We start from the raw sequence: 15,546 nt of genomic DNA on the forward strand, positions 1-15,546 counted from the left end.
GATGTAAATAATTCATCTTGAGTTTATTTACGTTGACATGGGGATTACAATTATTTAACTTGTGTCTTATACAAGACTAATGATTGGTTAAGGAACTCCCATGAATGCATTTGAATTACGTGAGCCAGACTGGAACGCAATAGAGCCAGCACGCTTAACCGCACAGCCAAAGTTACAAGGTAATGTGCTGGTTTTGCCCACTCAGTTTGGTGATATTAGCGTAACGATTAGCCAGTTTGGCTTACGTTTAAATGCAGGCACCACGCATGACGAGCAATTTAAAATATTAACCACAACCCCATCAGAATACCCCCTCACACTTAGCAAAAACAATAATGATTACAGCGTAAGTGGTGGCGAATACCGCCTAGAATTTTACAGCGACCCTTTTCATTTCAAACTTTATAAAAACGATGAGCTAGTACAGCAATCAGCAACTGATGGTCACTTTGTACGCCAGCACCGTTTACCGCCACTAGCTAAAACCGATAACGGCTGGATATTAAGCCTAGAGCTTAACTACGACGAAGCCGTGTATGGTCTTGGCGAAAAATGGGGCAAGCTTGATAAACGCGGCCAACTTATTCGTTCATACAACCACGATGCGCTAGGTGTTAACGCCGAAAAGTCTTATAAAAATACCCCGTATGCATGGAGCCCAGAAGGCTGGAATTTATTTGTACATACACCCGCACCGGTAACTCATGGCGTAGGTTATGCACTTTGGTCGCAACGTGCATATGTATGTTTAGTTGAAGATGACGCGCTAGATGTATTTTTATATCAAGAACAAACACCTGCCCAAAGCATCAACCGTTACTGCGAGCTAACAGGTTTTGCACCGGTGCCACCGCAGTGGAGCTTTGGTGTTATTTTATCAAAAGCGTATTACAAAGATGCTGACGAATTACTTAGTGTTGCCCGCGAAGTGCGCGCTAAAAATATGCCGTGCGACGTAATTACTCTTGATGGCCGTGCATGGCAAGACACCGACACCCGCTTTGCATTTGAATGGGACCCAACACGCTACGCCGACCCAAAACCTGTGCTTGATGAATTAAAAGCGATGGATTTTAAAATTTGTGTGTGGGAATACCCGATGATCTCGGTAAATAACCCATTATTTGCTAAAGCGGCCGAAAACGGTTGGCTAATAAAAGACAAACGCACAGGCAAAGCGTATCAGTACGAGTGGGATTTAAGCCCATTTGGCGAAGTACTTACGCCACTGCCAGAATCGGGTATTTTAGATTTTACGCACCCTGATGCTTACGAATATTGGCTCGAATCGCATAAGCCTTTGTTTGAGCTTGGCGTAGATATGATAAAAGCGGATTTTGGCGAGCAGCTAGAAGACGACAATATGATATCTCACAGTGGTGATAGCGGTATTAGGCTGCACAACGTTTACAGCATGTTGTACAACCGCTGCGTTTTTGAGGCCGCCGAAAAATACTGTAAAACTGGGCCATTTTTGTTTAGCCGTTCAGCATGGACGGGCAGCCAACGCTTTCCTGCACAGTGGGGCGGCGATCCGCAAGCCGATTGGCAGGGTTTAGCGGCAAGCATTCGTGGCAGTTTAGCGTGGGGTATGTCGGGTGGGCCATTTTTTGCAACCGACATTGGTGGTTTTTACAAAGACACCCGCGACGCAGAACTTTACGTGCGCTGGGCACAAGCGTCGGTATTTAGCGCACATATGCGCTTACACGGTATTGGTCCTCGCGAACCGTGGTCTTACACCGAGCAAGCAAGTGATGCGGTATTTGCAGCACTTAAATTACGCTACCAGTTAATTCCGTACTTACAAACATGTGCAGAGCAAGCGCAGCAAACAGGCTTGCCGATTCAGCGTGCCATGGTATTGGCATTTCCTGATGATGTACTGGCACATAGTTTTGATCAGCAATTTATGTGCGGTGAAAAATTACTGGTTGTGCCGTGTGTAGTACCAAATGGTAAAGTTAAGTTTTATTTACCGCAAGGCAATTGGATTCGCTTCCCCGATAAACAAGTTTACGAAGGGAGTAAGTACTACGAGCACACACTCGCACTTGAAGAAATGGCAGTATTTGTACGCGAAGGCGACAGCCTAATGCTTGGCCCAGAGGTTCAACACACAGAACAAGACATGAGCCAATTAACAGCATGGCCTAAATAAAACTCGGCTTAATAAAAAACACACACAACACATATACAACACACAATAATAAAGATATTAGCTTACTTTTTACCGAGTAAAGTAAGCTAAAAGGGGCGCAAGATGGAAGGTATGAACATTACCATGACACTGCTATCGTGCTTGGCGTTTATGGCGCTGGTGGGATATATCTCGTACCAAAAAACCAAAGGGGAAGTTAACACCCAAGATGGCTACTTTTTAGCGGGTCGTGGGTTAACAGGTACATTTATAGCAGGGTCGATGATCCTCACTAACTTATCGGCCGAGCAACTAATTGGCCTTAATGGCTCAGCTTATGGTTACAACCTAAGCTCAATGGCGTGGGAAGTAACCGCAGGGATCTCAACCATTATTATGGCGTTGATCTTTTTGCCTCGTTATTTAGCGGGCGCGTTTTCTACCTTACCTGAATTTTTACGGGATCGTTTTGACGATACCGTACGACGCATGACGGTGATCTTATTTATGGTAGGGTATTGTTTTATAACGATCCCTTCTGTTTTGTACTCAGGATCAATTGCCGTACTTAGACTTTTTGATGTACCCACCTTATTAAATATGAGCTACCAAGCAAGCCTAATTGTGACCATTATTACAGTGGGTTCAGTTGGGGCTATTTATGCTGTATTTGGTGGTTTAAAGGCGGTTGCGGTATCAGATACCATTAACGGTGTTGGGTTATTAATTATTGGTATTTTAGTGCCAACACTGGGCTTAATTGCATTGGGTGATGGTAGTTTTTCAGAAGGGTTAAGCACCCTAGTAAACACCGACACAGAAAAGCTCAATGCTATTGGTAGTAGCGATGATCCCGTGCCATTTGGCACTATTTTTACAGGGATGATCTTAGCTAATTTGTTTTATTGGGGCACTAATCAGTATGTGATCCAGCGTACATTGGGCGCTAAAAACTTAGTTGAAGGTCAAAAAGGGGTGTTGTTTTCAGGGTACTTTAAAGTGCTAGTACCGTTTATGATGATGATCCCAGGCGTTATTGCTTACCATCTTTATAAACACGAAAGCCTGCCAACTATCGATTTAGCTTACCCACATTTGGTAAAAGAAGTACTTCCACAGTATTTATCTGGCTTCTTTTTGGCCGTATTGCTAGGTGCTGTATTTAGCTCATTTAATTCATTGCTCAATAGCGCGGCGACCTTATTTTGCTTAGACGTTTATAAGCCAATGAAAAAAAATAAAGTAACAGACGGCCAACTTATAAAAGTAGCCAAAATTACCAGTATTGTTATTGCCATATTGTCGTTTATAACTGCGCCATTATTGATGTTTGCGCCTGAAGGTTTATGGCACATTATTCGTGTGTTTACAGGTTTCTACAACATTCCGGTCATCACAATTGTATTGGTTGGTTTATTTACTCGAAAAGTGCCTGCACTGGGCGCTAAAGTCGCGATTATATTCCATATTATTGCCTACACCTTGCTTAAATTTGTATGGGATGTAGACATTAACTTTATTCATATTTACGCCATTTTGTTCTTAATTGAATTGGCAATAATGCTGGGTATTGGTTACTACAAACCACTTAAAACACCATGGCAATTTACACGCAAAGCCGAGGTAGACCTTAATCCTTGGAAATACGCATTACCTTGCGCAATTGTATTAGTAGGCTTGATTGTTAGCTTGTATATATTGTTTTCGCCGCTCGGATTAGTGGGTGGAACCAGTGTGTACTTTGTACCAAGTTTAGTTGCTGTTTGGTCTACTGTTTTAGTGCTTAGCTGGTGGAGTGTACGTCGTTGGCAGGTTCGTTACGAAAATAGCTTGGCGCGTATTGGGGCTAAAAACGCCGCATAACGTGCGGCTATATTCTGTATACCAAACTTAAATCACATTTAATTCACATAATGTTTGCATTAGTAAGATAGTTTGTTTAAATTTAAAGCTCTTATATAAGATATAAGAGCTTTAAGGAAAGCATCACACACTGACACCGCTTTTTAGCAACTCACACAATTGCTAGCGCGGTACCACACAGCACACGCACAATATGGAGAATGACATGAGAGCTAAAAAGTCCGTCTTAAGCTTGGCAGTCACGTTAGCAATGACAACCGGTTTAGCGCTTAGCGCGCAGGTACATGCACAGCAAGAGCAAACCGAACAAGAACAACAAAAAACAGAAACAGCTAAAAACGATACATTTGAAAAAATAGTCGTTACTTCACAAAAAAGAACGCAAAGTTTAAACGAAGTACCTGTTGCGGTATCGGTGCTTAATAGCGATCAAATTAATTCAGCTTTTGCTAATAACATGGAAGGCTTACAGTCACTTGTTCCTTCGGTTAGCTTTAGAAAAGGCACCACAACACGTAACTCAGCGCTAACAGTGCGCGGTATTGGTACTATTTCATTTAGTATTGCTGCCGAACCAAGTGTGGCAACTGTTGTTGATGGCGTGGTACTTGGCCGCTCGGGTCAAGCATTTGCCGATTTATACGACGTAGACCGCATTGAGGTATTACGCGGGCCACAAGGTACGTTATTTGGCAAAAACGCCTCAGCAGGTGTGGTAAATATTACCACTAAAGATCCGTCGTACGACACAACCGGCAGCGTAGAAACCTCGTTTTATCAAGATAACGAATACCGTTTTAAAGGTGTTATAAGCGGCGGTTTAACCGACGATTTAGCCGCTAGCTTAACGGTATTTAAAGGCAAGTTTGACGGTTACATTGATAACGTTTACAACAACGAAAAAGTAAACGGTTATGACCGCGAAGGTGCACGTGCTGTATTTAAATATGAGCCAGAGGACGACTTAAGCGTAAAATTTATAGCTGAGTTTTATAACGCAGATGACGACTGTTGTGCCGATTTAGAAGCCCTGCCAAGTGGCCGTAATCCTGATTCAAAAGCAGCGCCAAACAGTAACGGCATTGTGGATGGTGTAGCCGATATTGACCTCGACCAGCGCAAAGTTGACCATGACTACGAGTCGCGCACAATTGACGAACATAGCGCATTTTCGGTGCAAGTTGATAAAACAATTGGCGACTATACGTATACTTCAATTACAGCACAGCGTTCATGGGATAACACAGAATACCGCGAAGGCGACTTTACCTCTATTGCTGGCGACAGCAGCGAGCCGGTATTTGGAGCGCCGTTTCAGTTACATGATATTGGTGCACAGCAATGGGATCAGTTTTCACAAGAGTTTAGAGTTACATCAAACCTAGCTGGGCCATTTAATTATGTTGCCGGCTTATTTTATTGGAACATGGATTCACAACGTAACTTTACTCGCGATGCAAGTTGTCAAAATAATGGTGGCCAGCTTGATAGCGCAATGGCTTTTTACGCGCAAAATAACTTATCGGGCGCTGAGCTTGATACAGCACTTGCTGACTTAGAAGGTTACACACAAGGCCTAGGCGTTAGCTGTAACGCAAACGATATTGTATCGGCCACTGCTTTTATGAGCACAGAATTTAATAACTGGGCAGCCTTTGCCGATGGTACCTACGATTTATCTGAAGATTTACGCGTTTTATTTGGTATTCGTTACACCGACGATGAAGTGTCTTACACGCATCGCCGTGTAAGTAATGATGTATATGGCCGCACCGGTGTAGGCGTGCGCCCAGCAACACTTAATACAGATGATGAAGGCAAAGCCGAAGAAACCAACGTATCGGGTCGTCTAGGTATGCAATACGATTTAGGCGATGGCCAAATGGTATACGGTACTTACTCGCAAGGTTACAAAGGCCCTGGTTTTAATATTTATTATAACTTTAATCCAGATAACGACAGCCGCGAAATAGCACCTGAAGAGTCAGACGCTTATGAAATAGGCTACAAATACGCAAGCCGCGAATTTGTATTTAACATGGCTCTTTTCAGAACCGAAATTGAAGGCTTTCAAGCTAACAACTTTGACTGTTCAGACGGCACCTGTATTACCCGCTTAACCAATGCGGGCGATGTAAGCACACAAGGTGTTGAAGTTGACTTTATGTGGGCTGCAACAGAGTCGCTAACGCTTACCGGTGGTGTTGCTTACATTAAAGCTGAAATTGACGAGTTTAATTGTCCGGCAGAGGTAGCCGCTGGCTCGTGTACTGACCGCTCAGGTTTAGATGTACCATTTTCGCCAGATCTTAAATACTCACTAACGGCTGATTACTTTATTGAAACCGACCATGGTTTTAACGTACACATAAACAGCTCATACATTTACACCGATGAGCAATACTCAGACCTACCAGACAACGTAGGTGAATTTAACCCAGCTGCTTTATTACCAGATTACGGTATTTTAAACGCAAGTGTGGGTTTGTCGTTTAAAGATGACGCGTTTAGAGTATCACTTATTGCTAAAAACTTAACCGACGAAAGCTACGTAACTACCTACAGTGGCGATAACTTCCGTTACCAAATACCGCGCGATGCAGAGCGCTACTTTGGGGTATCGTTTAAAGCACGTTTTTAATATTTAAATAACCCCCTCAATAATTTCCCTTAGAAGCGCAACGTTTAACACGTTGCGCTTTTTTTATGACTTATTTTTGTAATAGTTTAGTCATTTTACTTTCATCAAAATTACCTTTATTAGTCACATCTGTTTTCTATAGTGCAGCGGTTGATCTTTTTTGTGTTTACACATTTCAAAAAATAACCACTAAACAATGGGAATTACGGATGAAAATTAAAAAAGTCGCTGCGGCAATCGCGCTAACATTTGCGTTTAGCGCAGTTAGCCATGCTGATGTACTACCGCAAAGCCAAAAAGACAGCAGCTGGTATAGCGCTGCGCAAACTAAACTAACAACAAAAACAGCACAAGCGCAGGCTACACAAGCCACTAAAGCTAAAAACGTCATTTTATTTGTTGGCGATGGCATGGGTATTTCTACACTTACCGCCGCGCGCATTTTACAAGGGCAGCGTAATAATCAATCTGGCGAAGAAGGTTATTTAAGTTTTGAAGAGTTCCCGTACTCTGCACAAGTTAAAACGTATAACGTAGATGCTCAAACTCCCGACTCAGCCGGCACGATGACGGCTATTATTTCGGGTGTAAAAACCGATGTGGGCGTTATTGGTGTAGACGAAGATATTGAACGCGGCGTGTGTTCAACAGTGGCAGGTAACGAGCTAATTACCGCAACTGAATTGGCTGAAATTAAAGGGCTATCTACCGGTATTATTTCTACAGCACGTATTACTCATGCAACTCCTGCTGCCACATATGCTAAATCGGCTGACCGTAACTGGGAAGACGTATCAGATATGCCAGAAGATGCCGTAACGGGTGGCTGTGAAGACATTGCATCGCAACTGGTTAACTTTGAAAAAAACCTAGAAGCACGATTTGTAGGTACCGACGTAGACGGCCTTGATTTTGTAATGGGTGGCGGTCGTCGTCACTTTTTACCAAAAGACGAAACGGCTAACTCAACAGATGCAGTAAGCGCTATAGAAGGCGACCGTACTGACGAGCGCAACCTAGTAACTGAGTGGCAAACACAATACCCAGATGCTACGTACGTGATGGATCAAACAGGCTTTGATGCAATAGCGGATGACGCCACTAAAGTATTTGGTTTATTTAACGAATCCCACATGCAGTACGAAGCTGACCGCGCAAACGATGTAGCGGGCGAGCCTTCACTTACCGATATGACCACTAAAGCAATTGAAGTGCTTGGTAAAAACGATAACGGATTTTTCTTAACGGTTGAGTCGGGTCGAATTGACCACGCGCACCACGCGGGTAATGCATACAACGCGCTTAACGACACCATTGAGTTTGCTAAAGCCGTACAAGCAGCGGTAGATAACACCAACCCAGAAGAAACCCTTATTTTAGTAACCGCCGATCACAGCCATGTATTTACTATTGCAGGCTACCCTAAGCGTGGTAATCCAATTTTAGGTCAAGTAGTTGCAGTAGGTTCAACAACACCAAGCCTAGCCGCCGACGATATGCCGTACACCACGGTCGGTTACGCAAATGGTTTAGGCTTTAGAAATCTAGGCGACGAGACTGATGCTGATGCAAGTTACACAAGTGCAGCTGTAGCAGGGCGTGTTGAGCTAAATGGCGTTGATACAACAACCCCAGGTTTTCACCAAGAAGCAACCGTACCAATGGGGTCAGAAACACACGCGGGTGAAGACATATCTTTACATGCTAAAGGTCCTGGTGCTCAGCTAGCACAGGGCGTAATTGAACAAAACGTTGTATTTCATTTAATTAATCAAGCTCTTGAACTAACTCAGCAATAATGGCGGCTAACATGAACAAATTAACGGTACTTTCTTTGGCAGTAATGGTCGCGCTAGCAGGTTGCTCGAGTGACGATAACAAAAATGAAAACAATATTATCGCAGTAGATAACGCTATTGCAGTGGGCTCTGAGCAGTGTATTAACGGCGGTGTAGAGACGCAAGTAGGCGCAGATACCAATAATAACGACGTGCTAGATAGCGACGAAGTTAACTCAACTAATTTAGTGTGTAATGCACCTGCAACGTCGTTAACAAGCGAGCAGTTAGCCTCGCTCACTAGCAATACGTGGTTTAGTGAAGCACAAACAAAATTAGGTGCAGCACAAACAGCCAGTAGCAACATTGTTACTGAATCAGGCAAAGCTAAAAACGTTATTTTATTTGTTGGCGATGGTATGGGTATTTCTACCATAACCGCAGCACGTATTTTAGCGGGTCAGTTAGAGGGCGAAATGGGTGAAGAACACCAGTTAAGCTTTGAAACTATGCCTTTTTCAGGCTTTGTAAAAACATACAACGTAGATGCGCAAACGCCAGATTCGGCAGGCACTATGACCGCAATGGCATCGGGTGTTAAAACCGATGCGGGCGTTATTGGTATTGATGAAGCGGTTGAACGTGGTAATTGTGCATCAGGCAAAGGGCACGAACTTGTTACCTCGTTAGAGCTTGCTGAAATTGCAGGCAAAGCAACAGGTATTATTTCTACAGCGCGTATTACTCACGCAACACCAGCTGCAACGTATGCTAAATCGGCAGAGCGTAACTGGGAAGATATCTCCGATATGCCAGAAAGTGCCGCAACGTGTGAAGATATTGCATCGCAACTGGTTAACTTTGAAGCCAACCTAGAGGCACGCTTCAGTGGTGTTGATGTAGACGGTATTGACGTAGTAATGGGCGGCGGTCGTCGTCACTTTTTACCAAAAGATGCCGCGTTTAATTCAACCGATGCAGTAAGTGCTGTTGAAGGGGATCGTACAGATAACCGCGACTTAACCGCAGAGTGGAAAACGCAATATCCAAATGGCACTTACGTAATGGATCAAACCGGTTTTGATGCAATAAGTGACGACGCCACTAAAGTGTTTGGCTTATTTAACGAATCCCACATGCAGTACGAAGCTGACCGCGCAAACGATGTAGCAGGCGAGCCTTCGCTTTCACAAATGACCGAAAAAGCAATAAACGTACTTGATAACAACGAGCAAGGTTTTTTCTTAACCGTTGAGTCGGGTCGAATTGACCACGCGCATCATGCGGGTAACGCTTATAACGCGTTAAACGACACTATTGAGCTTGCTAAAGCCGTTAAAGTGGCGATGGAAAACACCAACCCAGAAGAAACATTAATAGTTGTAACTGCCGATCACAGCCATGTATTTACCATTGCCGGTTACCCTAAACGCGGTAACCCAATTTTAGGTAAAGTGGTTGCAGTAGGCGCTACTGAGCCAAGCTTAGCTGCCGACGATATGCCTTATACAACGGTTGGGTACACCAATGGTGGTGGCTTTAGAAACCTAGGTAGCGAGACCGATGCCGATGCAGGTTACGCGTTTGCACCTGTTACAGGGCGTGTTGATTTAACTGATGTTGATACAACAACACCTGGTTTTCATCAAGAAGCACTGGTACCAATGGGCTCTGAAACACATGCCGGTGAAGACGTAGGCGTTTATGCAATGGGACCAGGCGCACACTTGGTAACAGGCACAAACGAGCAAAGCTTTTTATTCCATGTAATGGACTTTGCCGCTGACTTTGTAAAAGCAGCAGACGAAAAACTAGCGCAATAAATACCGGCTAGTTATAAATTTAGTTAAATATATCTAAATAAAAAACCCCGCATACTGTGCGGGGTTTTTGTCATTAAACTGACATTTATAATCGTTATGTTATTGCCATAAACTTGAAATATAAATAAGAGATAGCTAAATGAAAAAAGCGTTATTAATAATTGCCACGCTTGTAAGTACAAGTAGCTTTGCCTCGCAATGTGATATTGATGCCAAGCAATTAAAAGCGGATTATAAAATTACCAACAGCCATAAAGCGCAGCAAAGTAGCGAGTCACTTACCCTTTGGCGAAACAATCAGCAAGTAGCGCATCAAAGTGAAGTATTAACCGAGCTTTGGCAGCACTTAGCCAATAATCAAATACGCCCAATACGTTACTTTAATGCCCAGCAACGCGGTATTGAATACCAACCATCTGAGGTACGCGGTGTACAAAATTGGAGTGCTAAAAGTCAGCTGGTGGATAACCACTTAATCGAAAAAATGACCTTAGTAAGCACACAAGGAAAAGGCTGTGATGAAGTAAAAAACTATACACTGAGCGAAAATGGCAACGACTTTAACCTTGCCTTTATTACGCATTCAAAGTTAGTTAAAACATTTAGTATTAGTAATAAAAAAAGCCAAACAAGTACATTGCTAAGCCTTAATAATGTAAACACTAATGAGCCATTAATTACCGCTCAATTTGCACAGTGGGATCGCTTTCAAACCACCGATTACGCCGACATTGGCGATAACGAAGGCGACCCATTTTTAGCTAAAATGATAAACCTTGGTTTTATTGAGCACGGCGCAACTGGCTTTTATAACCAGCAGGGCGAGGCTATTCAAGGCGGGCATCACCACTAGTTTTTAAATGTTGTAGTTCATAGCTGAAAGAATGACAGGCGGCTGTGAGCTACAAGCCAATTTTTCAAAAATAGATTAATTTAAGCCATTCCCACCTCAGTAATATAACAAACACTTTCCTATTTTTATAAAACCTACACCATCAGCCACATAATATTTATAGTTGGTAATAATTTACACTATTTGATATTAATAGAAGTTCATATAATAGGGACGTTTTGACGTGAAAATAAGAAAACGCCCCTGATAGAGTGGTTATAACTCAAGCCAAGTTTCTGCATGAAAGAATCATGCGATAATTGAGAAAATTAGATATCAATATGGAGTAACTATGGAGCTTTTTAGTTCATTAGCGACAATTATTGGGCTCGTTTCAGTATGGAAGTCAGAGGGACGAGCTCGTAGTGGAGAGGATTATAATGATTTTATTCAATGGCTTAGCGATAGTAGGCACTGTAGGTTAATCGAGAGCCTAGAAAGCAATCATTTGTTGGGTTTGAAAATTAAGCAACTTTTAACTAAAAACCACACAGAACTTGAAAAAAGTTTAGCTAATCTGGATGCTATGCTATTACAGCTAGCTTCTCAAATTGATGATTTTAAAGAAATAGCTAAAGAAATAGATCCAACTCAGGGAGTTTCAGATCAAGCTATTCATATATTAAAAAGCATTGTTTCTTCCACCTCATCTTCTATTCAAATGAATTCAATAAATTTCTTTGATGTTGCTTGGGGAGCTAACGATAATGAAGTTCCTAAAATTTCAATGGGATTTGTTGATGAACCTGGTGTTATTAAAATTGAAGAGCCCAAATTTTTACCCGATGATTTGAATACATTGGTCAAATTAAATCTGCTACTCATAAGCGAAGTTGGTACAAGTTCACCTATATACACAGTGACAAGGTCTGCTGCTAAGTACCTTGAAAAGTTGAAGTAGAGTTATAATAAGCACTTTAAAACAATCTAAAACAGTGGATTGAGTTTATATATCGCAACCCACTATTTAAGTTCACTTAATGCTGTTTTAGCACTATCCGCAGACACTACAAACCCAACTACCTAAACTATTCAAGGTGAGCATCATCAGGCTTTTTAGGCTTACTCGCTACTTCTGTTAAGCCGTCTTCGCAATCGCCGCTGTCGCAGGTATTTAAATCGCTTTGTGCTTGTTTATCTTGTTGCAGAACTTGTTTTAAATCTTCCATACGTTGGCGAACTGCTACGCCGTAGCTGGCGTCGTCTCCCCATAATGCAGCAAGTTGCAGTACTGCAGCGCGGTCGTGGTCTCTAAATAGTTTACCAGCACGTTCTGCATCTTGCTTAGTGTTACCTAATAGCTCGAGTGCTTCTACGGCAAGGTTAATAGCTGAGTCGACTGTTTCGCGGTTAAACGCATCTACTTTTAAATTAAGTAACTGATACGCATGGCGGCGGTCGATTGCGCGAGCAACTATTTTAAGCTGCGGGTAATTTTTATGCGCGAGCTTAATTATCTCAATGGTTTTATCGGGGTCGTCTATTGCAATTACCAGCATTTGCGCAGTGTGCGCGCCTGCGGCTTCAAGGAGTTCTTGGCGTGCGGCATCGCCATAAAATACGGTATTACCAAAACGGCGTAGTAATTCTATTTGGCTAGGGCTGTGATCAAGTACGGTAATTTCGTAGCCTTGCGCGTGCAGTAAACGTCCCATAATTTGACCAAAACGTCCGTAGCCCGCAATAATTACGTGCTTAGCGGTGCTAATTTGCTCTGGCTTATCAAACTCAGGCATAGCACTGCTGCTGCGTTTTTGTATTTGTTCATAAACCATAAGTAATAACGGCGCTATTAGCATTGATACCGCCACAACTAAGGTAACAAGGCTGGTTTGCTCGGGCGTTAAAATACTTAAGGTGGTGGTTACGCTTAGCAGTACAAATGCAAACTCACCCCCTTGGGCAAGGGCTAAGGCAAATAATAACTGCTGTTTACTGTTAATTTTAAAGGTAACGGCAAGGGCAAATAAAATGCAGGCTTTAACTACAATAAGTAAAACCACTAAGGCAATAACAGTACTAAACTCGTTAAATAGCAGTTCAAAGTTAATTGATGCGCCAACAGTTATAAAAAACAATCCTAAAAGTAAGCCTTTAAAGGGCTCTATATCGGCTTCTAATTCGTGTCTAAATTCGCTCTCGGCAAGTACAACGCCGGCTAAAAAAGTCCCCAAAGCAGGCGATAAACCAATACTTTGCATAACCAGTGCAATAGCGACCACTAAAAACAGTGCAAAAATAGTAAATATTTCGCGCATGTGCGTTTGGGCAATGTATCTAAATAACGGCGCCGATACATATTTACCGCCGGCAATAATAGCGGCAATAACCGCAACCGATACACATACTTGTTGCCATACAGGCCAGCTCGCAATAATCGAATCGCTGATTTCTTTTGTGCTAGTTTGCGGGGCAAATGCAAGCAGTGGCAATAGGGCTAAAATAGGAATAATGGCGATGTCTTGAAACAGCAATACCGAAAAAGCGTTTTGTCCGGCTTCTTGCTTTAGCCAGCCTTTTTCTTCAAGGCTTTGCAGCACAATAGCGGTAGAGGAGAGTGCGAGCATTAAACCAATGGCGAGTGCGGTTTGCCAATGCATGGCAAAAAACCAATAACAAAATGCAAATATAGCTGCTGCCGATAGCACAACCTGTAAGCCACCAAGCCCTAAAATAGAGTGGCGTAATGTCCATAAACGCGAAGGTTGTAGTTCAAGACCAACTAAAAACAGCATCATTACTACGCCAAATTCAGCGAAGTGCATTACATCTGTTTGATCGCCCACAACACCCAGCGCATAAGGGCCAATGAGTATTCCGGCAATTAAATAACCTAATACTGAGCCAAGTCCGACTCGTTTTGCAATAGGGACAGCTACTATGGCTGCTGCTAAATAAATTAAAGCAATTTCTAACACGCGTTTATCCTAAGTCGTTCTATTTATGCTCAAGGTATTTGAGCATAAATAGAATGACTTAGGTTCTTATAAAATACAATAATTCATGTGGCTGAAAATACGTTATTTTTAGCTCATACTGTTAGGGCGTGTTGATCATTGGTGAGTGAATTTGCAGCAGTATGTTTGGTTTTTAGGCAAGGCGGAGCCTATGTAGTGTGGTTATTCCCCATGAATAGGCGATAACGCAGCATAAATACCAAACATGCGCTGCCCTTTGGGTTCTTTCTAGGGACGATTAACTCTTTGTTGCTCGGTTTTTACTTATTCTTACATGGATGTAAGCCAGTAGAATAACGCAGGAGCAGTTATCGAGCCCACTAGGTGCAAACCTCGCGCCGCGATTTAATCTTCCTTGGATTGAACAAATTTCAATCCACAAAGGTCAACACGCCCTAGTCAGCTACTTTTACTGAACCGCTAATATTATCGATACTTACATCGCCCGAGCCCGACTCAGTAATAGTCAGCCCCTTTGCATGATTAACGCGAATATCACCCGAACCGTCTTCAATTGTTACGCTTGAGCCAATATGCTCAATGATCATGTCGCCAGAGTTATCATCAACATTAACTGCACCGCTTATATGGCTTATTACTAAATCACCCGATCCATCTTCAACGTTTAGCGAACCAGTTATGCTGCTCACGTGCATTTCGCCAGATCCATCTTCAATAGTTGCATTGCCGCTTACGTTGTTTATATGAATACTGCCAGAGCCGTCTGTTAATTCTAAATTACCTGCGATGTTTTCAAGGTTTACTTCACCTGAGCCATCGTTAATAGTTAGGTTTTTAGCACCGCTTATAGTTAAATCTCCTGAGCCGTCTTTTACATCAATATTGCTTTGCATAGCATTTATTAAAATGTCGCCAGAGCCATCATCAATATCTAAATTTAGATTACTTGGTACAGTAACCACTAAATTAATACTTGGAGATTGACCACTGTAAAAGCTAATACCATTACGGCTTTTATTTTGGGCAACAAGCTTTGCCTGTTTACCGTCTTGCTCGAGCGTTAGCTCGTACTCATCTTCAATATCGGCTGTGTAAATAGTGGCATCAACACTAATGCTGGTGGCCGTTTTTGAGCCTTTTATTTCAAGGCCACCTGCGCCGCTTAACACATTTAAATATTCAAGATTATTGCTTGGCAGTGATAGCTGTTGAGTTTGCTTTACTGAGGCAACGCTTGGCGATATGTGAAATACACAGCCACTTAATAATAAAATTCCGCCAATAAGTGAAAGTGGTTTTGCAATGCTTAATTGTGTTGATGAGCTCATGTTTAGTCCTTTGGTATTTATTGTTTGTATTTATATAAACAATATAGAGCAAAAATGAGGCCGAAATGTAAGCTGTTGTTTTATATAGGGTGGTGGTTTTTTATGAAAGTTGAAATACTAATAAGTGGTTAAAATAACTAATTATTAATATAAAAGGATGCGC

9 protein-coding genes are annotated in these 15,546 nt (G+C 42.3%); 7 read left to right on the plus strand and 2 right to left on the minus strand.

From position 1 onward, the window contains the following. Positions 1–100 precede the first annotated feature (100 nt). The 7 genes from GQR38_RS14545 (at position 101) to GQR38_RS14575 (ending at position 12,038) form a co-directional block, all read left to right on the plus strand. On the plus strand, positions 101–2,161 hold the full coding sequence (locus GQR38_RS14545) for an alpha-xylosidase (RefSeq protein WP_165722661.1): 2,061 nt from the start codon (positions 101–103) through the stop codon (positions 2,159–2,161). Between the two features lie 102 nt (positions 2,162–2,263). Continuing rightward, positions 2,264–4,003 carry a solute:sodium symporter family transporter gene (locus tag GQR38_RS14550; RefSeq protein WP_024589599.1) on the plus strand — a complete coding sequence of 580 codons (1,740 nt, stop codon included), beginning with the start codon at positions 2,264–2,266 and terminating at the stop codon, positions 4,001–4,003. Positions 4,004–4,208: 205 nt separating this feature from the next. Then, on the plus strand, positions 4,209–6,644 hold the full coding sequence (locus tag GQR38_RS14555) for a TonB-dependent receptor (protein WP_101217640.1): 2,436 nt from the start codon (positions 4,209–4,211) through the stop codon (positions 6,642–6,644). A 209-nt stretch (positions 6,645–6,853) separates the two neighbouring features. Then, positions 6,854–8,443, plus strand: coding sequence for an alkaline phosphatase (locus tag GQR38_RS14560; RefSeq protein WP_165722663.1), 1,590 nt, complete (start codon positions 6,854–6,856; stop codon positions 8,441–8,443). An 11-nt stretch (positions 8,444–8,454) separates the two neighbouring features. After that, a complete protein-coding gene (locus GQR38_RS14565; protein ID WP_165722665.1) occupies positions 8,455–10,245 on the plus strand; it encodes an alkaline phosphatase in 1,791 nt (596 codons plus the stop codon). 139 nt (positions 10,246–10,384) lie between these two features. After that, positions 10,385–11,098, plus strand: coding sequence for a hypothetical protein (locus GQR38_RS14570; RefSeq protein ID WP_165722667.1), 714 nt, complete (start codon positions 10,385–10,387; stop codon positions 11,096–11,098). 331 nt (positions 11,099–11,429) lie between these two features. After that, entirely contained in the window at positions 11,430–12,038 is a 609-nt protein-coding gene (locus GQR38_RS14575; protein WP_101162880.1) for a hypothetical protein, read from the plus strand. A gap of 127 nt (positions 12,039–12,165) precedes the next feature. Here the strand turns inward: GQR38_RS14575 and GQR38_RS14580 are convergent, their stop codons facing one another. After that, entirely contained in the window at positions 12,166–14,055 is a 1,890-nt protein-coding gene (locus GQR38_RS14580; protein WP_165722669.1) for a monovalent cation:proton antiporter-2 (CPA2) family protein, read from the minus strand. A 434-nt stretch (positions 14,056–14,489) separates the two neighbouring features. Then, the gene (locus GQR38_RS14585) at positions 14,490–15,383 is read right to left on the minus strand and encodes a DUF4097 domain-containing protein (RefSeq protein ID WP_165722671.1); all 894 of its coding nucleotides are present in this window, start codon (positions 15,381–15,383) and stop codon (positions 14,490–14,492) included. Positions 15,384–15,546 lie beyond the last annotated feature (163 nt).

Source organism: Pseudoalteromonas sp. c7(2019), assembly GCF_011378625.1.
Lineage (GTDB): Bacteria > Pseudomonadota > Gammaproteobacteria > Enterobacterales > Alteromonadaceae > Pseudoalteromonas > Pseudoalteromonas arctica.